Here is a 20976-nt window from a genome sequence, read left to right as displayed (position 1 = left end):
TTACCCGATCAGGCCTTGCTTTACAGCATATTTCGCGAGGCCTGCCGAGTTGTTCAGAACTAAAGGCTCAGGGTGTCAGCACCACGAAGAAAGAGTTCTCTCCACGACGTACCAACATTGGGGCTGCCTGCCCCTTTGGAATCGCCTTCACCAAGTCGGCAAACTGCTTGGCCGAGGTGATGTCGGTTCGACCCACTCGCAAAATGACATCACCCGCGGTGATACCTGCCGATGCGGCCATACCCACCGCATTGCGCACCACCACACCACCCGTGAGATTCAAGGCAGATTTCTCTTGCGCAGTTGGATCAGTCACAGTCAAACCAAGTTTGTCGGCCTCAACAGGCTTTGGTTTTTCAGCAGGTGCCGCTGCCGGTTTTGCCGCCTCGGTTTCAAACTCTGCCACGGTAATCGACACGGTTTTCTCGGCACCCTTACGCCACAACACCATGTTCACTTTGCTTCCTGGCTTGGTTTCACCCACAATACGCGGCAAGTCGGAGGCCTTCTCCACTTTCTTGCCATCAAATCGCAAAATAATATCGCCCGCAATCACACCGGCTTTGTCAGCCGGACTGTCTTTGCCGACCGAACCCACCAGCGCACCCACAGCGGAATCAAGTCCCAAAGCCTTGGCTACATCTTTATCCACTTCGCCGATGCCCACACCAATGCGCCCCCGGCTTACTTTGCCGTTCTCGCGCAATTGCTTGGCCACACGCATGGCTTCGTCAATCGGAATGGCGAAGGAAATGCCCATGAAGCCGCCGGTGCGGCTGTAGATCTGGGAGTTGATGCCAATGACTTCTCCATCCAGATTCAACAGCGGACCGCCAGAATTACCAGGGTTCACCGCCACATCCGTTTGAATAAAAGGCAAATACTCGCCCGTGTCGCGCCCTTTGGCACTCACAATCCCTGCGGTTACTGAGTTCTCAAGACCGAAAGGTGAGCCGATCGCAACGACCCATTGACCTACCTTGGTGTTGTTCACATTGCCGATTTTCAGGAATGGCAGGCTTTTGCCTTCAATTTTGACCAAAGCAACGTCAGTCCGCTGGTCTGAACCAATGACCTTGCCCTTGAATTCACGCTTGTCAGGGAAAGTCACAATAATTGATTCAGCACCATCCACCACATGATGATTGGTCAAAAGATAGCCATCAGAATCAATCACGAAGCCCGATCCAACACCACTCGGCACTTCACGTTCGGGGGCCTGCTGACCACCACGAGGCGCCTGTCCAGGCTGACCCGGCTGTCCTGGCATGGGTGTGCCGGGCGGCATGAATCTGCGGAAAAACTCGAAAAACGGATCGTTGGGATCCATACCCGGAAAACCGGGGAAGCCCTGCGGATTCTGGCTTACTTTTTGAGTGGTGCGAATGTTGACCACTGCTGGGCCAACACGGTCCACCAAATCGGAAAAGTCAGGCAAGCCGCGCGAGTTGGTCTGCGCATGGGCTGGCACTGCACCTGCAAAAAACAGGGTGGCCAGCAAAAAAAAGGCCATCCATACAAAATTTCGGGAATTCAACACTTCAGATCTCATTTAAAAATTTCCTTGTTATTGAGACTTCCAACGAACGGACTTAAGAAACAGTCCCAAGGTTTTCTCGGGAACTTCACCCAGCACTGTCACCAGGTGTTGCCCCTGAGTTTCAGACTTCGACATCACTGCGCCGTGGCTCATGGGCACTTGCGGCATGGAGTGATTGGCCTGAACTTTCTGAATAAACACAGACAAAGTCGACAAACCATCCGAATACACTGTTTGGTGAATTTGATCGTCTTTGGACTTTACCCTGCAAACCGTGTCAGCCTTCTTGAACCCAAACGCAAGATCTGGCAAATCGTAACTTAATTCATCGGACGTGAGTGTACGCACTTCGGTACTACTGGTTCGCCAACCTGGTCCCGCTTTGACCAAAGAGGGGTTTTCAATCAATGCCGGTTCAAATGATATTTCCTTGAAACCCACGTTTTCAAGAACTTCACCCTGCGGAGAATACAATTCTGAACGCATTAAAAGCTTGTTTTCGCGATCCACATACAAACGGTATTCGTAACGCAGATCATCTTTGGGGGTCAACTTCAGCACCCGGACTGCACGGCCAGCCACTCGGCGCCCCGGCATTTCGCTGATCGTGTACAGTTTTTCAAGTGAATTGGAGCCGTCAGCACCCGCAAGTACTCGGGGAAAGGCGATCGAAGTGTGGCGCCGCTCGGTCAAAATCATTTTCCGATCGGGGATCACACACTGAATTTGATCGTTGTGTCGAATCCATTTTGCGGGCTGCCCATCCAAACGCTCAAGAACCTCGAACTCGCTGCCCGCTGTTGCTTGATGCAGCAACTTGCTGGTTTGGGAATGTTTGCCAGACTCGGTGATCAACAACCCGGAATAGCTCAAGAACTTGGCTTGATCATGGCTGGCCCACACCAAACTCCATAGGCTTTGGTCTGCCTGAGCGGTCAAAGCCACCGAAGCCAACAAAACGCCGGTTGCAACATGTTTGGCAAAGTGAAACGGGCGGTACATCTTCATGGTTTCAATGTCATTTAGCGGCTGGATGAAACGTAGTTGAACTCAACGCTGGGGTCCGTGCTGTATGGGGAAGGTTCCCACACATTCATCCATTCACCAGCGCCAGAATTGTTCACGATGATGGTTTCTGTATTGTCCAGCATCGGGCGATCAGCTTCCACCCGGGCAATCGGGGACACACCGGACAACCCGCCTCGAATGCTGTTTTGCTGATGGGCCATGAAATACTCTTGCCAAAGTGCCAGCTCTTGATCCGTAAATGTGTTTTCGACTGCTTGCGTTCGAACCATTTGAACCTGGCTGTCCAAGGGCGGAACTGCCTGGTTCAATGCAAAGCTGAAAAACCCCACCGCAGCCACCGAGGCCAACAAACGGCGCGAGCGCCCTGCCGCAAACAAGCGTTGCAACGCAGTTTGACGACCAATTTGGGTAGCTAGCACCGGCGCGACCACTGTTGGTTCACTTTCAAGACTTGCCGCAATGCGCCCTACTAAATCCGGAGAGTGAAATGCAATCATCTCGCTGGAACGAATCAAGTCGCCCACCGCGCAATAGCCTTGCCAGGTCTGGGCTTCTTCAGCCCCCATGGCCTCAAGAAGGAATTTAAGCTCAACCTCATCAAGCTCGCCATCCAACATCGCGGAAATTTGTTCGTTTCTGTTCATTTCTACACTCACCGGTTTACCAACGCTTGCTGCCTTTGGGTTCCAACAAAGGTTTGATTTTTGCTGCAATAGATTCTCTGGCGCGGAAGATTCGCGATCGAACCGTGCCAATTGGGCAATCCATTGCTGCAGCAATCTCTTCGTAACTCAGGCCATCAATCTCGCGCATGACAATTGCCGACCGCAACTCTTCAGGCAACGCCGCCATGGCCTCATTGACCGCTTCACCGATCTGCTTGGTTTGGTAGAGCGATTCCGGCGTATCAATGTTACTAAGAGCAGCATTGTCTTCAAAAGTTTCACTGTCCCCGTCATTTGATTCTTTCAGGGTAGAAGGACGACGCCCTTGGGTCACCAACAAATTCTTGGCTGTATTGATGGCAATACGGTATATCCAAGTGTAAAACGCGCTGTCACCCCGAAAATTACCGATTGCCCTGTAGGCCTTGATGAAGGTTTCCTGCACCACGTCCTCAATGTCTTCCTGATTGCGAACCATGCGCGTGAGCAAGCGGGCAACTCGCCTGTGGTATTTGTTGACCAACAAGTTGAATGCGAGTTTGTCACCAGCCTGAACACGCTGAACGATCAACAGATCATCGTCTTTATCGGAGGACATTCATCCTCCAAAAATAGCTGGAAAGTGAGGGCTTATCCGCATTTTCATGTGACTGCAGCCGACACACCAAAATACGCAACTGCCGAAAAGCCGAGGAGGAAGCAGGCACGAACAAAACCCTGGATTTCAGCAGCACCGATTGTTGTGGAAACAGGAAAATACCGAACGGCAAAACCCAAGCCCGATAAAAGGAAACCAGGCAATACTCCAAGCCATTTGATGTTGCGCGAAGTAGAAAAAACCGGGGATCAAATTTTATGTGCATGCTTGAATCGCATTCGGAGGTGAAATTGAACACAAGCTTTTCAGATTTGCGCGAGGCAGATACAACTCGGGCAGCGAATGTAAATTCATTCAACATGCTGCCCGACCGTGTGTTTGACAAGGAGCGCCCCGTTACACCCGTGCAATGGCCAAAGTACCGTTGGTACCGCCAAAGCCAAAGGAGTTAGACAAGGCCAGTTTGATGTTCATCTCACGGGCCGTGTTCGCGCAGTAATCGAGGTCACAACCCTCACCCGCTTCAATCAAATTGATGGTGGGTGGAGAAACCTGGTGGTGAACCGCCAACGCTGTAAATACTGCTTCAATACCGCCCGCAGCACCCAACAGATGACCTGTCATGCTTTTGGTTGAATTGATCACAGTTTTGTAGGCGTGATCGCCCAGTGCTCGCTTGACTGCCATGGTTTCTGCCACATCACCCAAGGGCGTCGACGTGCCGTGCGCATTCACGTAATTTACATCATCGGGATTCATGCCAGCATTGCGCAAAGCGGCTTTCATGCAACGCGCTGCACCGTCTCCATCTGCGCAAGGCGCAGTCATATGGCTAGCATCGGCACTCATGCCATAACCCACCACCTCGCCATAAATTTTTGCACCACGCTTTTTGGCATGCTCAAATTCCTCAAGTACGAGCACACCTGCGCCTTCGCCTAAAACAAACCCATCACGGTCCTTGTCCCAAGGGCGACTTGCAGCTGTGGGGTCATCATTGCGGGTAGACAAAGCGCGCATTGCAGCAAAGCCACCAATGCCCAGTGGTGACACAGTTGATTCAGCACCGCCAGCAATCATGACATCCGCGTCACCGTATTCGATAATGCGCGCAGCCTCGCCGATTGAATGTGTACCCGTTGTACAGGCGGTCACCATGGCGATATTCGGGCCTTTCAGGCCATACATAATGGACATGTGGCCGGAAATCATATTGATGATGCTGCCGGGCACAAAGAAAGGGGAAATACGGCGATACCCTTTGTTGATCAAGTCAGTGTGTGTGTCTTCAATCATCGGCAAACCACCAATGCCCGAGCCAATGCTCACACCGATTCGTTCGGAATTTTGTTCGGTCACTTCAAGACCTGAATCTTTGAATGCTTGAATACCAGCAGCCAACCCATAATGGATAAAGGTATCCATCCGAGCCGCTTCTTTTCCAGGAATGTATTCAGCCACGTCGAAGCCCTTCACTTCACCGGCAATTTTTGCCGTCAGGGCCTCGGTTTCGAACCGGGTAATGGTCGAAATGCCAGATTTGCCTTGGGTCAGGCTTGTCCAAGCCTCGCTAACAGAATTACCCACAGGGCTAATGATGCCCAAACCGGTAATAACAACACGTCTACGGCTCACAAGCCCTCCCTTTATCCAATGTTTGCTTGAACAGGCAGGGGCCGAGGAAAGCAATGCTTCCTCTGCACCCCTTCAAATTCAGCCATTAAGACTTAGAGTTTGTCTTAACGTAATCAATCGCTTGTTGAACTGTGGTGATCTTTTCAGCTTCTTCGTCAGGAATTTCTGTTTCAAATTCTTCTTCCAAAGCCATGACCAGTTCCACTGTGTCCAAGGAATCAGCGCCCAGATCATCTACGAAAGAAGATTCGTTCTTGATTTCCTCTTCTTTTACGCCGAGTTGCTCGGCCACAATCTTTTTAACGCGCTGTTCGATGTTTTCCATTACGGAGCCTCCGTGGGTTTTTAATAAAATCGAGTGAGAATAGCAAAGCGATATGACAGATCATATTCTAAATGCCTTGTTATTAGCCCATCCACATTCCACCATTCACGTGTAATGTGGTTCCAGTTACATACCCCGCCTGGTCGCTGGCCAGGTATAACACTGCCGCAGCAATATCGCCTACCTGCCCCATACGGCCCAACGGGATTTGTTGCTTCAACTGATCCACCTGTGTTTCATTCAGTGCATCAGTCATGTCAGTTTGGATAAATCCGGGCGCCACACAGTTTACCGTGATATTGCGGCTTCCAAGTTCACGCGCAAGCGCTTTTGTCATTCCGGCCACGCCAGCTTTGGCCGCGGCATAATTGGCCTGCCCAGCATTGCCACTGGTACCCACCACGGATGTGATGTTGATCATGCGACCAGTACGTGCCTTCATCATGGGTTTCATGGCCAGCTTGGACAACTTGAACACGGCAGTCAGGTTCGTGGCGATCACTGCATCCCAATCTTCGTCTTTCATACGCATGGACAACTGGTCACGGGTAATCCCGGCATTATTGACCAAAATTGTCATTGGCCCTAATTCTTCAGCAATTTTTGAAAACAGGGGTTCAAGACCTTCCGTGTCGGTCACATTAAGTACCGCTCCGAAGCCTTTGATGCCAGCTGCTTTCAAACCTTCCGAGATGTCGGCTGCACCAGCTTCCGATGTGGCCGTGCCAACTACAGCGGCGCCTGCTTTGCCCAAGGTAATGGCAATTTCCCGGCCTATACCGCGACTTGCACCTGTCACCAAAGCCACTTTTCCGGTCAAATCAAACATGGTCATTCGGTTAATCCCTTTATTCGGCGACAAGCGCCGCTTGAATGCTGTCCGGATCAAAAATATTGACCACAGGCACATCGCTGATTCGCTTCACCAATCCTGCCAAAACCTTCCCGGGGCCACACTCCACAAACAACATTGTGCCCGCAGCAGTCATGGCTTGAATGGTTTCAACCCAACGAACAGGGCCATAGGCCTGGCGCACCAGCGCATCGCGAATTCTCGCGGGATCGGATTCTACAGCGACATCAATGTTGTTGTACACAGGCACTGCCGGAGAATTGAAATTTGTGCTGGCCAAAGCAGCCGCCAATTTTACAGAGGCGGGCTTCATCAGGCTGGAATGAAATGGCGCAGAGACGGGCAACTCAAGGGCACGCTTGGCACCCAGTGCCTTGGCAGCCTCGCAAGCTGCTTTCACGCCTTGGGCACTGCCTGCGATGACCACCTGGCTGGGTGCATTGAAATTCACAGCTTCAGCCACTTCACCATTCGCGCAAGCCTGTTGACAAGCCTGCTTTACTTGCTCATCAGTCAAACCCAAAATGGCGGCCATGCCGCCTTGCCCCACAGGAACGGCCTCTTGCATGGCCTGAGCCCGGATACGAACAAGGCCCAAGCCTTCTGAAAGACTGAAAACACCGGCCGCAACCAGCGCTGCATATTCACCCAAGGAGTGTCCCGCAACCAAACTGGGCATGGCACCACCCGCAGCAAGCCAAGCGCGCAAAACCAGCACATCGGCCATCAACATGGCTGGCTGTGTATTGGTGGTCAAGTTGAGCGACTCGGCAGGCCCTTGCTCGATTAACGCGGCAAGATTTTGCCCCAAAGCCTGCTCTGCCTCGAGCGCTGCCGTGGTGTAAAGGCTTGCTGTGGCATTGTTGGTTTTGAAGGCGTTCAGCATGCCTACCGATTGCGAACCCTGCCCTGGAAACAGGAAGGCGATTTTCTTTGTCATTTTCGAGGAATTCATCTAATTTGCAATTTGCGCTATTTTACATGCGAACGAGCACGCTGCCCCATGTAAAACCGCCCCCGACACCCTGTAAGAGCACGTTATCGCCTTTTTTAATCTGTTTTTGCTCGATTGCATGGTTCAAAGCCAGTGGAACAGAGGCTGCAGACGTGTTGCCGTGCATACCGACAGTGATCACAACCCTTTCTTCAGGAAGCTTCAGTTTTTTCGCAACGGAATGCAAAATTCGCACATTGGCTTGGTGTGGCACCAGGAAATCGAGGTCTTCGAGCCTGAAGTCAAGGCTTTCAAACAACTCCAGTGCATTGCTTCCCAACACGGATACAGCCTGGCGAAACACCGCTTGGCCATCCATGCGCAAAAAGGGATCACCAACAATCTTCCCGCCATCAATGCGGCCAGTGGTATTCAAAATACAGCCCAGGGTGCCGTCGGAGTGCAACTTACAGCCCAAAATACCTGGCTCGGCACTGGCTTGGATGAATACCGCACCTGCGCCATCGCCAAACAGCACGCAGGTCGTGCGGTCGTTCCAGTCCATCAGGCGGCTAAACACCTCAGAACCAATGACCAGCGCATTACCTACCTGCCCGGAACGGATCATGGAATCAGCAACAGTCAACGCATACACGAAGCCACTGCACACGGCCTGAATATCGAAAGCCATGGCTTTTTTGGCACCGATTTCAGCTTGAACTGCGCAGGCAGTTGATGGAAAAACCTGATCAGGGGTTGAGGTAGCCAACACAATCAAGTCCACTTGATCGGGCAGAACGCCTGCGGCATTCAGGGCCTGCAAGGCGGCCCTGCTGGCCATTTGACAGTTGGTTTCATCGGCTTCGCAAAGGTATCTTTGCTTGATCCCGGTGCGCGTTTCGATCCATTCTGCGCTGGTTTCCACGCCCCTTGAGGCAAGAAACTCAGTCAGCTCCTGGTTTGAAACCGCACGCCTTGGCAGGCTTGCGCCGGTGCCAAGGATTGCACTGTATTGAGACATTAAATCACTTGGTCTGGTTTTGCCTCGACTGGTGCAGCTGCTGCCTCTGGAGTGCTGTTGGACGCTGGGGCGGCCAATGGCACATAGTGCGACATGGTGAGTCTGATGCTGTCCAGCAAATTGCCGTTGGCTGCATCGTAAGCTCGCTTGATCGCATAGAAGAAGGCATAGGCATCTGCCGAGCCGTGGCTTTTGATCACAATCCCTTTCAGCCCAAGCAATGCAGCTCCGTTGTAGCGGCGGTGGTCCACCCTTTTTTTGAATCGAAGCAACACTGGCGCTGCAAATACCGCAGCAACTTTGGGCCACAGGCCTCTCTTGAACTCTGTCTTTATTATATCGCCCAGCATTTGTGCCAGACCCTCAGACGTTTTCAGGGCCACATTGCCCACAAAACCGTCGCACACCACTACGTCGGTGGTGCCTTTGTAAATGTCGTTTCCTTCTACGTTGCCGTAGAAGTTCAATTCGCTGGCGCGCAACAATTCCGAGGCCTTTTTGACCACATCATTGCCCTTGATCACTTCCTCACCAATATTCAGCAAACCCACTGTGGGCTTTTCAATTCCCTCAGTGCCTTTCACGAAGGCCGAGCCCATGACAGCGAATTGAAACAAATGGGCCGGTTCGCAATCCACGTTGGCTCCCAGATCGAGCATCAGCGTGCCTTTGCCTTTCATATTGGGCAAGGCAGATGCAATTGCGGGCCGATCAATGCTATCCAGGGTTTTGAGCACAAAACGGGAAATGGCCATCAGCGCGCCAGTGTTACCTGCACTGACGAATGCGGACGCCAACCCGTCTTTTACCAGGTTGGCACACACTCGAATGGATGAGTCTTTTTTATTGCGCAAGGCTTGCGCTGGCGGCTCGTCCATTTCAACCACTTCACTGGCGTGACGAATGGTGATTTGGGGATGCTCCAACGCTTTTTTCTTGGCCAAAGCTGCTTCAATTTCAGCCTGCTTTCCGACGAGCACTAGCTGAACATCGGGGTGCTGCTTGAGAAAGCGCAAACAGGCCGGGATGGTGACCGATAAACCGTGGTCTCCACCCATGCAATCAATCGCTATGCGAACCATCCGTTCTTAGACCTTTTGGTTTTCATGGCAACATGACTGCAGTTGCCTTTTTGATTTGTAAATAATTACTCGTCGGCTTTGGTTTTTACTACTTTCTTGCCACGGTACATGCCGTTGGGGCTGATGTGGTGACGCAGGTGTGTTTCACCGGAAGAAGAATCAGCGGACAAGGTTGGCGCTGTCAGGTTCTGGTGTGAGCGGTGCATGCCACGCTTCGAAGGTGATTTTTTGTTCTGTTGAACGGCCATTTTAAAGCTCCATGTATAAAGGTGTTACTTCTTGCTTTTCTTGAGCAAATCGCTCAGGTTGGCAAAAGGACGCTGTACTTCCTGTGTTGGGCCATCAGCAGTGTCATCCTGATGGTCGTCAGTATCTTCGATATCGGCACCCTCTTCTCGCCAGCTTCGCCCGGCTTCTTCAGCGCAGGCATCATGCTTGGGGAACATAGGGCATGCCAACAAAATTTCGTCTTCCAGCCAATCTCGCAAGTTTATCGCACCCGGGCATGCAACAACGTCGGTGTCTTCATCTAGTGTGTCTTCATCGTAGCCATCAGCTTGAGCTTCGGAAGTCATTAAAATCAAATGACGATCAAAGTCGATGGCGTGCTGCACACCTGAATCACACACTACACAAGAAAGCTCTGCGGTAAACCGGCCTTTGAACCGGATAACGCTTTCAGACTTGGCGTTGATTCGCCCGGACACTTCCCAACTTTCGACATGACTGGCCAGAATGTTCTCATCGCTCGCCAATCTTGGGAAATCAAACTTTACATCTTCACTGCGGATGCTTTCACCCAAGCGAGAAAACGACCACGCGTCGAATTCATCAAACTGTTTTAATGGGCCTTTTTGGCGCATGCCGATAAGAAAAGCAGGAAACGCGCGATAATACTCTGCCTAACGTAATCTGTCAAAGCCAGCGCGCTATTCAAATGACCCGTTCACTGTATCTAGCTTCCAGTTCCAAGTACCGCCGCGAGTTGCTGACCCGCCTGCAAATCAACTTCAGGTGCGAATCGCCGCAAATTGACGAATCACCTGAACCAGATGAAACCCCGCTGGACACCTGCAAGCGCCTGGCCCGGGAAAAAGCCATGGCAGTTGCCGCCGAACACCCCGCCGCCATTGTCATTGGATCAGACCAGGTGGCAGACGTGGATGGCGTGGCGATTAGCAAGCCAGGCACCCATGACAGGGCTCGGGCACAGTTACGCAGCATGAGTGGAAAAACAATTGTGTTTCACACCGCGGTTTGCATTTGTTGCCATGAAACTTCGCAAACGGTGGAATTTACGGTACCCACTTCCGTTGAGTTTCGGGAGTTGAACGCCGCGGAAATTGAACGCTATTTAATTGCAGAAGAGCCTTACGACTGCGCAGGCTCGGCGAAAAGTGAGGGATTGGGCATTTCGCTGCTCAAAAGGATTGAATCGAGCGACCCAACTGCCCTGATAGGACTACCTCTGATCGAAGTGGCAAACGCACTTCGACAATTCGAACTCATCTTGCCCTGACATGCTTTATTTGGTTCCAAGCCCACTCAGCCAGAAAACCCCAAAACAGCCTGTGCTGGAGGCCGACCTGCCCCTGGTGCGACAATGCAACACCTGGCTGGTGGAGAACGCAAAACCTGCCAGGGCTGCACTGGGGCAATTCAACATGCCAGTGGCCATTCGGGATCTTCAAATATTTGAAATTGCGCAACTGACCCCACAGCAACGCCAGGATATTGTTCAGCGCTGCAAGGCGGGAGAACCCATCGCAGTGATGAGTGACGCTGGCTGCCCCGGCGTGGCCGACCCTGGTGCAGAAATTGTGGCATTGGCACATCGGCTGCAATGCCCTGTTCACCCTTTGGTTGGACCAAGCTCTATTTTATTGGCCTTGATGGGCAGTGGCTTGAATGGTCAGAATTTCCGCTTTTACGGTTACCCTCCCTTAGATCCTGCGCAGCGCGATGCGTGGATCAAGCAAACTGAGCGGGAGTCAAAGGTTCAGCAATGCACTCAAATCGTGATCGAAACGCCTTTCAGGAACGAGAAACTGATTGAAGCACTTTTGAAACAGCTTTCAGACTCCACATTGCTGTGCATAGGGTGGGATTTGACAGGCGACGAGCAGCAAATTCACACCAAAACTGTGGAGCAATGGAAGAAACGGATGCCAACTCCAGGCAAGTTACCTTGCCTGTTTTTGTGGCTATCGGCCTGACCTACTGAGCAATCAGGTTATTGAAAACCAGGGGTTTGGCGAGCACCGAACTCTGGAAACACACTGCGAACACCCTGCCCGAACACCACACCGACACGCTCGGCGAAACGCTCCGCAAATGAATCCTGCTCGGTGTAGTCCAAAATATCTTCAGCCTTCAACACGTCACGCGCAACAGTGTCAATTGAACCCAGCTCGTCGGCCAAGCCCAACTCGACACTCTTGGCGCCGGTCCAGACCAAACCACTGAACAATTCGGGGTTTTGGACCAGTTTTTCGCCTCGCCCTTGTTTCACGACCTGAATAAACTGCTGGTGAATTTCCTCTGCCATTTGTTTGGCAAATTCAGTTTGATAAGGGTCTGCTTCACTGAAGGGATCGAGAAAGCCCTTGTTTTCACCCGCGGTGATCAAGCGGCGTTCGACGCCCAGTTTCTCCATAGTGCCCGTGAAGCCGAAACCATTCATGACCACGCCGATAGAACCAACCAAACTGGCCTTGTCGACATAAATTTTATCGGCAGCCGCGGCGACGTAATACCCACCCGAGGCGCACACCTCCTCTACCACTGCATAGAAGGGCTTTTGGGGATACTTTGCTCGAAGGCGCTTGATCTCATCGTTGATCAAACCTGCCTGAACAGGACTGCCACCAGGGCTATTGATGCGAAGAATGACACCAACGGAGCCTTCACTTTCAAATGCAGTGCGAAGGCTGGAATTGATTCTGTCAGCACTGGCCAGGCTATCGCTGGCAATGACCCCATCAAGGTCGACCAAAGCCGTGTGACGACTGACCTCGAGGCTGGGGGTAGTTGTGAGCCCCAAAACAGAAGCAATCAAAATGCCCACATACACCAAACCAATCAGCTTGAAAAAAATACCCCAACGGCGCTTTCTGCGTTGCTCAACCAGTGCCTCAGAGGCAAGTTTCTCGAGAAGCTTGCGTTCCCATTGATTGTTTTCTTCACTCATCTTTAGTCCTCAATACCATCGGAAGGCACTGTAATTAGTTCGGTCGGGGTCCAGTACACTGCACCGTCCTTTTCCTCGATATTCAATCGCACCAACGGGTTACCATCGCATGGGCCGCCCAGGCAGCTGCCATCGGTGGCATCATAACTGGCCCCGTGCGTGGCACAGACTACAATTCGACCCGAATCATCAAGAAACTCTCCATAGTTCCAGTCAAGCTCAACGGGCACATGGGAGCATCGATTCAAAAAACACCTGACTTCGTTATCAACCCGCACGATGAATGCGGTGGTTTCCTCGCTGTTGTACAGCACCCTGAAGCGGTAACCTGTGCCACCCTCTTCAAGATCACCGGATTGGCATACCTGAATTTGCTGCATAGTCATGACTGGGCTGAAATAGTTTGAATTAGCCACGGGGCCAATTCATTGATTGAACGAAAAGACTGCAAGTGGGGCACCTGGTTCAAGAGTTTGGGCGGATGCGCGCCAGTTTGAACAGAAAGTGCATGCACACCAGCCGCATTAGCCATGTTCAAGTCATGTGTGGTGTCACCAATCATCACGACATGCGCAGCATCAATACCAAACTCTTCCATCAATTCCAGAATCATCTGGGGATGCGGCTTGCTGTGGCATTCATCAGCACAACGCGAGCCCATGAAGTAACGGGCTGTGTCGGAGTTCGCCATGGCACGGTTCAGGCCTTGCCTGCTTTTACCAGTGGCCACTGTGCAAATAACGCCCATCGCATTCAATTGCTTCAAAAGGGGTATTGCGCCACTGAACAGCTCCAATTCGTGATCTTTACTGAGGTAATGCTTGCGGTAACTTTCAATCAACAGGGCAATTTGAGCCTCGCTGGCTCCGGGGGCTGCGTGGCGCAAGGCGTCGCTCAAGCCCAACCCAATAACATAGGAGGCAATTTCTTCACCAGGGTCGGGCAACCCGGCATCGAGGCATGCATGCTGAATGGCGCGTGTAATAGCACCGGTTGAGTCGAGTATGGTGCCATCCCAGTCAAACACCACCATTTTGTAGGTCATCTGCTTTGTACTGCCTGTAACGATTTTAAAAAACTGTCCAATTCGGGGGCCAATGGCGCCTCCAATACTATAGTTTCATTTGTGGCTGGATGAACCAGATGCAGGCGTGCTGCGTGCAAAAACATGCGTTTCAAGCCCTGCCTGGCAAGCTGCTTGTTCATTTCAAAATTGCCATAGCGATCATCGCCAGCAATTGGAAATTTGTTGGCACTGGTATGCACTCTAATTTGGTGAGTTCGACCTGTCAGAATTTGAGCTTGAATTAAAGTAAATATTGAATAAGATGATTTATAGGTTTGAATTATTTGAAACTTTGTACAGGCTTTGTCACCAGCTTCATCAACAAAAACCCTCGCCTCTTTTTCGCCAGCCTGTGTTTTCAACAACGGAAGATCAACTTGCCTAAGTGTTTCTGGCCAAGAACCCAACACCAAGGTTTTATAGTACTTTTTCCAGGACCTGGCCCTAAGTTGCTCTTGTAACTTTCGGAGAGCACTGCGCTTTTTGGAAATAATCAAGATTCCGGAGGTTTCACGGTCAATGCGGTGAACAAGCTCCAAATCTTGATGGGTTTCAGCCCTAAGTGCTCGAATACATTCAATTAATCCGAAGCTTGAACCCGACCCACCATGAACTGCCATGCCAGAAGGCTTGTTGACCACCAGCAAATGTTCGTCTTCAAACAACACGGGGATTTCAGCGGCTGCTTTTAAAAGTTGCGTTTTATTTACAGCACTACTTGACGAAAGAGATTCAAGTGTTTGTTTTTCAACAACTTGAACAGGAGGAATACGTACCACATCACCAAGGCATAGCTTGGTTTTTGCTTCGGCACGCTTTTTATTGATTCGAACCTCTCCGGACCTGATAATTCGGAATACATGGCTTTTGGGCACGCCTTTACATACGCTGCACAAAAAGTTGTCCAATCGCTGGTCTTGATGTTTTTCGTCAATTTCGAGCAAAACAGCCCTGTCGGGATTGGGTTTTTCCTGTGTTTTCAATTCTTTGTTTTACCAATTGGGCAGGTTCAGCATATAATCCGATTATCGCTTGGGAAGCGTCCGAAATCACTTCTGGATACGCCCCACCGCGATTTTATTTAGTGGGTGTGCCGCCTACCCTGGATGGTGGCAATGATGGCTGAAAAAGAGGCGCGCGGCTGAATGCCCGCCTTAAGCTGGAAACAAAGAATTTTACGCACCAGCGCGCACAAGAAGCGCTGGGTACTAACAAAAACGACGCAGGCCCACCTTACGCAGGTGAAATTTGAACCAATATTTATTATTAAATATCAATGCCTTAGTATAATCGCCGCTCTTGGTTAAAGCCGAGCGGCGCTTTGTTGTATTCGTTTTTGTATCTCTTTGTTCCTTCCGCTTTTTCAGCATCTCTTTTCGCACTACGGTGCCATTGGAGTGTGCATGAAGCGCATGTTATTTAACGCAACTCATTCAGAAGAGTTGCGGGTCGCAATTGTCGACGGCCAGAAACTTATCGACATTGACATTGAAACAGCGGGCCGTGAACAACGGAAAAGCAATATTTACAAGGGTGTTATTACCCGCGTAGAACCCAGTCTTGAAGCCTGTTTCGTCAACTACGGCGAAGACCGACACGGTTTTTTGCCGTTCAAGGAAATTTCCCGACAATATTTCAAAGAAGGCGTTGAAGCGGGTAAGGCCCGCATTCAAGACGTCGTCAAAGAGGGCCAAGAACTGTTTGTTCAGGTCGAAAAAGAAGAACGTGGTAACAAGGGCGCTGCCCTGACCACCTTCATTTCGCTGGCTGGCCGTTATTTGGTGCTGATGCCCAATAACCCGCGTGGTGGTGGCGTTTCACGCCGCATTGAAGGCGAAGAACGCCAGGAATTGCGCGAAGCACTCGACAAGCTTGAGTACCCCAAGGGAATGAGCATTATTGCCCGTACAGCGGGTATTGGGCGTTCAGTTGAGGAACTGCAATGGGACCTGAACTACCTGTTGCAACTGTGGACTGCGATCGACGGCGCCGGCAAGTCTGCCAATGGCGCATTCCTGATTTACCAAGAAAGCAGCCTTGTTATTCGCGCCATTCGCGATTATTTCAGCCCGGATATCGGTGAAGTACTCATTGATACCGATGAAATTTACGACCAAGCCAAGCAATTCATGCAGCATGTGATGCCTGACATGATGAATTTGGTGAAGCGCTACCGCGATGACATTCCCTTGTTTAGTCGCTTCCAGATTGAACATCAAATTGAAACCGCCTACAGCCGCATGGTTCCACTGCCCTCGGGCGGCGCGATTGTAATCGACCACACTGAAGCCTTGGTGTCGATCGACGTAAACTCGGCCCGCTCTACACGCGGCACCGACATTGAAGACACCGCCTTGCGCACTAACCTGGAAGCCGCTGAAGAAGTGGCCCGTCAGTTACGCTTGCGCGACCTGGGTGGCCTGATCGTGATCGATTTTATCGACATGGAAAAAGCCAGCAACCAGAAGGAAGTGGAAAACCGGGTTAAAGACAGTCTGCATTTTGACCGTGCGCGCGTACAAATGGGCAAAATCAGCCGTTTTGGCCTGATGGAACTAAGCCGTCAACGCATCCGCCCTGCCCTGAATGAAGGCTCGCACACCACTTGCCCTCGCTGCAATGGCACCGGCGTAATTCGCGACACCGAAAGCACCGCCTTGCATGTGCTTCGTATTCTGCAAGAAGAAGCCATGAAAGAAGGCACAGCCAGCGTTCATGTGCAGGTTCCGGTCGATGTGGCTACATTTCTGCTGAACGAAAAACGCTCAGAAATTTACAAACTGGAAGCGCGCTTGAAGGTGAATGTGCTGCTGATTCCAAACAAACATTTGGAAACACCCCACTATGAAATTACTCGCCTGCGCCATGACGATGAACGTCTGGAAGACCCGCGCCAAAGTTTTGAGTTGGCCACGTCCAAAGATGAGCAAAGCTACTACGACAAGAAAACCGAAGGCGAAGCTGTAAAACGTCAGGAAGCGGTGATCAAGGGTGTAATTCCAACCCAGCCCGCACCGCCCCACCAGGAACGCAAGCCCAAAACTGAATTGGCAGTTGCGGCTGCTGCACCGGCAGGCCCTTCGTTGATTCAGCGAATTATTGGCTGGTTCAAACGAGATACCACGGCGGAAGCGCCAGCGGCGGTGATCGAGCAGAAAACCAACGACCGTGGAGGCCGCGGGCAAAACCGCTCACAAGGTGACCGCAATGACCAACGCAATGGTCGTGGTGGAAGAAATCGCCGACGCGGCGGCCGTGGTCGTGAAGATGAGGCAACAAGCACATCAAGCGGCGACGAGGTGAAGGCCGCTGATGCCCAGCAAACACGTTCTGGTCAACAGAATCGTGGTGGCCGAGGCAAACCACGCGATGAACGCGCAGCAGGCGCCGAGGTCTTGGAAGTGAAACCTTTGGCAGCCGTAGAGGCTGTAGCTGGGGATTCGGCTGAGTCCTCTGCCGAACAAAGCGAGCGCACTGGTGGTCGCCGCCGCCGTCGTCGTGGTCGCGGAGGCCGCGGTGCAGGTGAAGGTGAAACCGGCACAGCCGTGGATCAGGCTGCGATGCAATCGGAAGACGCATTCCAGGCTGCAGACGCAGCAGAAGACGAAGAACTGGCCAACAAGATTGCTGAAACCATGTCGTACGGAAGCGATGAAGAGGCAGGTGGCGATGAGCCACGTCGCCGTCGTCGTCGCCGTGGTCGTGGTGGCAATCGTGATGGTGCGCGTGAAAACGCAGGATCGGAATTGAACGCTTCAGAGTCTTCAGAGGAAACCCCGGAGCACACCATTGCAGCAACAGGTATGAATGTTTCTGAGATGGGACTGCCAGCCGAGCCAACACAAATGGGCTCGACTGAAAACAACCCGGATGAATCCAATGCGCGCGCGCCTGAAATTCAGGCTGTGCAATCGGTGATTGCAGCGGTGGCTCAACCCAAAGAGCTCGAACTTACACAAACTGAAACCAAAGTCGCCCATGAAGCTACCAATGAAGCGACAAGTGAGCCGACAACCGAGCAGGCCGCGGCTGCGATCGCAGTTGATGCGTTTGTAGACCAAACTCCTGCAGATCCAACACCGTTTGTGCCGGTAGCGGTTGAAACAGTTGTTGAATCCAAGGTTCAGGAAGCGCCGGTTGCCGCGACTTTCGCAACTCCGGTACCCAAGCTGAACAAGGAAGGCCTTGAGCAAATGCTGAGCAGTGCTGGCATGCTGTGGGTTGAAACTGACCATGAAAAATGGTCTGTGGTTCAAGCCAACCTGGCGTCCACACCAAAACCCGCACGTGTTCCGCGCGCGCGCAAGCCGGTTGTTCAAATTGCAAGCGAGAACCTGGTACTGGTTGAAACCAAGCCAGAATTCAGGTCAGGTTCGAACTAAAGCAATATCGTCTCAGCCAGATCCCTGTGCTGAAACAAAAAAGCCCGGTGACAAGCCAGTCACCGGGCTTTTCTTATTCAAATTGAGTTCAGCACATTCCACCCGCATAACAACGCAATGGGGGCTCTTCTGTGCTTTTGGGCTGCAAAGCCACCGACTGTGCAAATGTGCTCATCATCTTGGTCGCAAAGTTAATAGGGAATGACAAGGGGTCAACGCCAGGCATGAAGGGTGTCAAACACAATGCTGGAACCTGCGCTTTCAGACGCTCAAGACTGGCTACACCAGGATGCGAAAGTGCGTCACTCACAATTGCGTACCCGACCGCATCGGAAGAACCCACCAGAAAATGATCTGCCGTGTTGGTTAGACACACGTCTTGGGTTGCAATATTGACTTTGTTTCCCTCACCTGTACGCAGGCTTGACACGCCATTTTCCTCATCGAAATTCGGAATGGCGACGTCGTCGGTTCGGGTGTAGACCTGCGTGTAATCGATACCTGGCAAAGTTTCGCCTCCAGCATTTAAAGCATCAAGCCACTTGGCTGCAACAGCAATTTGGGTGAATGAAGTAATACAACCGATCACTGGCGTCGCACACAACAAGCTGGTCTCAATCAAACCGTGGTTTGCAGCAGCAATGCCAATCATGTCTTCAACCATGTCACGGGTGTCCGGGAAAAATTTCAAAGACCAACGGGGCATTACGCCGCCCTGACTGAAACCAACAATTGCAATTTTGGTGTTGGTGGTACGAAACATCTTGCGAATTGCGTGCGTGATGTATTCCGACGATGCTTGAAGCTCGCCAGTATTGCTGTTGGGTAAGTCAACGGCACACCAAGGAATGCCTGCTTCATCAAAAGCGGGAATGTAATTCCAACTGAAGTTGCTTTCAACTGTTTGGGTCGCGCCCGGAACCAGCAAAACAGCGCGTCCGGAATCGCTGCCAAAGCCCTCACTGCACTGCATGGCTGCATCAAGTTCTTGCTCGGAAATTAACAAAGGTGGCGAAGGGCTATCAGCTGGGACAAAGCCACTGGAAGCGATTCGGGAGGACTCCGAATTGGTGGAATTGTCTGACCCACACGCAGACAATACTAGAAAAGAGGAAATTACAAACAGCTTGAATGGTTTCATTGCAAATCCTTGTTCAGATTCTTTCTGCCGGGCTAAAAAATCCGGGATAGGATAAAAAAGGGCGGAAAGCCAAATTTCTTTAAGGTGGGTCGAGAGCCCTGCTCCTCAAGTCTGAAACCGCAAGTTGCGTACCAGGTGAATGCAATTTAATTCACATTATTTTGCAATCACAATCTGACAATGCTTTCAAGGAAGTTTTTGAATGTTGATAGCAGTAAAAATACATCATTTGCTAATGTGGTTTTACTGATTAATTCCGGATAAATTAACGCACTATTTGATAGCGTGATTATATTTAGTGCGCACGCTGTTTGTGCGTTGCACCATTCATTGCTGATCAATGCACCAAATACATAAAAAAAGCCCACTCATTTCTGAGCAGGCTTTTCCCTATTTGCCAGTGGCGCCTAGGTGAATAAACGGCGTTTGAAACTACTGCGCCATCACCTGAGAACCCATGGCTGTTGCACCCTCCTTGGAGCGCACTGGCGAAATTTTGCCAGACTTGATGTCCTCGTACCAGGCATCGTGGTGAGCCTTCGCCCATGTTTCATCCACATAACCGTCACGCATCGCCTCGAGTGCACCTTCCATACCAATTGAGCCGATGTAGATGTGACCCATGGACATAATGATGAACAACAGCGCAGCGCTGGCATGGATCACATGCGACTGCTGCATCAGCAAGCGGTCTTGGTCAAAGTTCGGGAAATCGAGAATAAGGCCAGTTGCAGACACCACAATGCCAAGCACCGTAACGCCGCCCCAGAACCAGATTTTCTCGCCCATATTGAAGCGACCCGCCGGGGCGTGCCCGAACAAACCACCACCTTTTTTGAGCCACTCGATGTCGTTTTTCTCTGGCAGATTGTCTTTCACATACATGATGAAAAACACAATGATGCTGACAGCAAACAACGGACCCACGAAGTTGTGAATCACAATACTGATCGATGCAAGCCACGAGTTGAGCGTTAAGCCCATCCACGGTGCCAGCACATGTTTGCCAAACATCAACAACAAACCGGTAAGCGCCAGTGCCACAAAACTAAATGCCATGGTCCAGTGGGCCACACGCTCTGCCGAGGTAAAACGCTCGATCAACTTGCCGGTACGTGGTTCGGGCAACTTTACAGGGCCTTTCACCAGATGAGCGCCCACAATCAACAGGAAAATTACTGCGACAGCCCAGCCACCGTAGTAGGAAATCCAGTCATTGCGCATTTGGCGCCATGTTTCACCGCTTTTGTTGATCAATACGCCAGTTTCACGGCCTTTGGTCACGGTGGTGAATGATTCACCAGACGCAACGCCTTCCCAAACTGGCGAATTATTGAGGGGTTGCGTTTGTTGCTTTTGAACTTGTGCTTGTGAGCGTTCAGAAGCATCTTGCGCCATAGCCCCCACCGACCACAGAGAGCACACGGCAAAAACCATGGCCATGAACAAAGCCACAAGGGCGTTGTTCAAGCCTGGCTTTGTAGCGGCCCGAATGGTTGAATGTGTCATGATTGA

Annotated in this window: 21 protein-coding genes; 3 read left to right on the top strand and 18 right to left on the bottom strand. The window is 51.4% G+C overall.

Annotation, left to right across the window (positions count from 1 at the left end; genetic code table 11):
- Positions 1-67: 67 nt before the first annotated feature.
- From HKT17_RS07320 to HKT17_RS07265, 12 genes are all read right to left on the bottom strand, one after another.
- Entirely contained in the window at positions 68-1552 is a 1485-nt protein-coding gene (locus HKT17_RS07320; RefSeq protein WP_171098966.1) for a DegQ family serine endoprotease, read from the bottom strand.
- 15 nt (positions 1553-1567) lie between these two features.
- Positions 1568-2548 (bottom strand): MucB/RseB C-terminal domain-containing protein, encoded by a 981-nt coding sequence (locus HKT17_RS07315; RefSeq protein ID WP_171098965.1) that lies wholly within the window; start codon positions 2546-2548, stop codon positions 1568-1570.
- A 14-nt stretch (positions 2549-2562) separates the two neighbouring features.
- A complete protein-coding gene (locus tag HKT17_RS07310; RefSeq protein WP_171098962.1) occupies positions 2563-3213 on the bottom strand; it encodes a sigma-E factor negative regulatory protein in 651 nt (216 codons plus the stop codon).
- Positions 3214-3229: 16 nt separating this feature from the next.
- Positions 3230-3832 carry an RNA polymerase sigma factor RpoE gene (gene rpoE, locus HKT17_RS07305; RefSeq protein WP_008249133.1) on the bottom strand — a complete coding sequence of 201 codons (603 nt, stop codon included), beginning with the start codon at positions 3830-3832 and terminating at the stop codon, positions 3230-3232.
- A gap of 396 nt (positions 3833-4228) precedes the next feature.
- Entirely contained in the window at positions 4229-5467 is a 1239-nt protein-coding gene (fabF, locus tag HKT17_RS07300; protein ID WP_105029035.1) for a beta-ketoacyl-ACP synthase II, read from the bottom strand.
- A gap of 85 nt (positions 5468-5552) precedes the next feature.
- Positions 5553-5792, bottom strand: coding sequence for an acyl carrier protein (acpP, locus tag HKT17_RS07295; protein WP_008249131.1), 240 nt, complete (start codon positions 5790-5792; stop codon positions 5553-5555).
- An 82-nt stretch (positions 5793-5874) separates the two neighbouring features.
- Positions 5875-6627 (bottom strand): 3-oxoacyl-ACP reductase FabG, encoded by a 753-nt coding sequence (fabG, locus tag HKT17_RS07290; RefSeq protein ID WP_105029034.1) that lies wholly within the window; start codon positions 6625-6627, stop codon positions 5875-5877.
- A 13-nt stretch (positions 6628-6640) separates the two neighbouring features.
- On the bottom strand, positions 6641-7585 hold the full coding sequence (gene fabD / locus HKT17_RS07285; RefSeq protein WP_171098960.1) for an ACP S-malonyltransferase: 945 nt from the start codon (positions 7583-7585) through the stop codon (positions 6641-6643).
- Positions 7586-7622: 37 nt separating this feature from the next.
- Positions 7623-8600, bottom strand: coding sequence for a beta-ketoacyl-ACP synthase III (locus HKT17_RS07280; RefSeq protein WP_171098958.1), 978 nt, complete (start codon positions 8598-8600; stop codon positions 7623-7625).
- Positions 8600-9682: a phosphate acyltransferase PlsX gene (gene plsX, locus HKT17_RS07275; RefSeq protein ID WP_105029032.1), complete on the bottom strand. Its 1083-nt coding sequence runs from the start codon at positions 9680-9682 to the stop codon at positions 8600-8602. The genes HKT17_RS07280 and plsX overlap by 1 nt, the downstream gene beginning before the upstream one ends.
- A 65-nt stretch (positions 9683-9747) precedes the next feature.
- Positions 9748-9930 carry a 50S ribosomal protein L32 gene (rpmF, locus tag HKT17_RS07270; protein ID WP_008249122.1) on the bottom strand — a complete coding sequence of 61 codons (183 nt, stop codon included), beginning with the start codon at positions 9928-9930 and terminating at the stop codon, positions 9748-9750.
- 24 nt (positions 9931-9954) lie between these two features.
- Positions 9955-10545, bottom strand: coding sequence for a YceD family protein (locus HKT17_RS07265; RefSeq protein WP_171098955.1), 591 nt, complete (start codon positions 10543-10545; stop codon positions 9955-9957).
- Between the two features lie 74 nt (positions 10546-10619).
- Between HKT17_RS07265 and HKT17_RS07260 the strand changes: the two genes are divergently transcribed.
- Together HKT17_RS07260 and HKT17_RS07255 are read left to right on the top strand one after the other, a co-directional pair.
- A complete protein-coding gene (locus HKT17_RS07260; protein WP_171098953.1) occupies positions 10620-11201 on the top strand; it encodes a Maf family protein in 582 nt (193 codons plus the stop codon).
- Position 11202: 1 nt separating this feature from the next.
- The gene (locus HKT17_RS07255) at positions 11203-11898 is read left to right on the top strand and encodes an SAM-dependent methyltransferase (protein ID WP_171098951.1); all 696 of its coding nucleotides are present in this window, start codon (positions 11203-11205) and stop codon (positions 11896-11898) included.
- 17 nt (positions 11899-11915) lie between these two features.
- On the opposite strand, the gene HKT17_RS07250 is transcribed toward HKT17_RS07255, so the two are convergent.
- Genes HKT17_RS07250 through HKT17_RS07235 form a run of 4 tightly spaced genes read right to left on the bottom strand, consistent with a single transcriptional unit; the run spans position 11916 to position 14921 of the window.
- The gene (locus HKT17_RS07250) at positions 11916-12872 is read right to left on the bottom strand and encodes a S49 family peptidase (protein ID WP_171098949.1); all 957 of its coding nucleotides are present in this window, start codon (positions 12870-12872) and stop codon (positions 11916-11918) included.
- A gap of 2 nt (positions 12873-12874) precedes the next feature.
- Positions 12875-13258 carry a Rieske (2Fe-2S) protein gene (locus HKT17_RS07245; RefSeq protein WP_240605708.1) on the bottom strand — a complete coding sequence of 128 codons (384 nt, stop codon included), beginning with the start codon at positions 13256-13258 and terminating at the stop codon, positions 12875-12877.
- Positions 13255-13917, bottom strand: coding sequence for an HAD-IIIA family hydrolase (locus tag HKT17_RS07240; protein ID WP_171098947.1), 663 nt, complete (start codon positions 13915-13917; stop codon positions 13255-13257). The genes HKT17_RS07245 and HKT17_RS07240 overlap by 4 nt, the downstream gene beginning before the upstream one ends.
- Complete coding sequence (locus HKT17_RS07235) at positions 13914-14921, bottom strand: RluA family pseudouridine synthase (protein ID WP_171098945.1); 1008 nt, start codon at positions 14919-14921, stop codon at positions 13914-13916. Before HKT17_RS07235 ends, HKT17_RS07240 begins: the two co-directional genes overlap by 4 nt.
- 420 nt (positions 14922-15341) lie before the next feature.
- On the opposite strand from HKT17_RS07235, the gene HKT17_RS07230 reads away from it, so the two are divergent.
- The gene (locus tag HKT17_RS07230; protein ID WP_171098943.1) at positions 15342-18320 is read left to right on the top strand and encodes an Rne/Rng family ribonuclease; all 2979 of its coding nucleotides are present in this window, start codon (positions 15342-15344) and stop codon (positions 18318-18320) included.
- A gap of 88 nt (positions 18321-18408) precedes the next feature.
- Here HKT17_RS07230 and HKT17_RS07225 read toward each other — a convergent pair whose 3' ends face one another.
- Together HKT17_RS07225 and HKT17_RS07220 are read right to left on the bottom strand one after the other, a co-directional pair.
- Positions 18409-19461 (bottom strand): esterase/lipase family protein, encoded by a 1053-nt coding sequence (locus HKT17_RS07225; protein ID WP_171098941.1) that lies wholly within the window; start codon positions 19459-19461, stop codon positions 18409-18411.
- A gap of 432 nt (positions 19462-19893) precedes the next feature.
- Complete coding sequence (locus HKT17_RS07220; RefSeq protein WP_171098939.1) at positions 19894-20970, bottom strand: formate dehydrogenase subunit gamma; 1077 nt, start codon at positions 20968-20970, stop codon at positions 19894-19896.
- Between the last annotated feature and the right edge of the window lie 6 nt (positions 20971-20976).

It is taken from the genome of Limnobacter sp. SAORIC-580, from assembly GCF_013004065.1.
Lineage (GTDB): Bacteria > Pseudomonadota > Gammaproteobacteria > Burkholderiales > Burkholderiaceae_B > Limnobacter > Limnobacter profundi.
The sequence above is the reverse complement of the archived record's forward strand: the minus strand, read 5'-3'. Positions and strand labels throughout refer to the sequence as shown.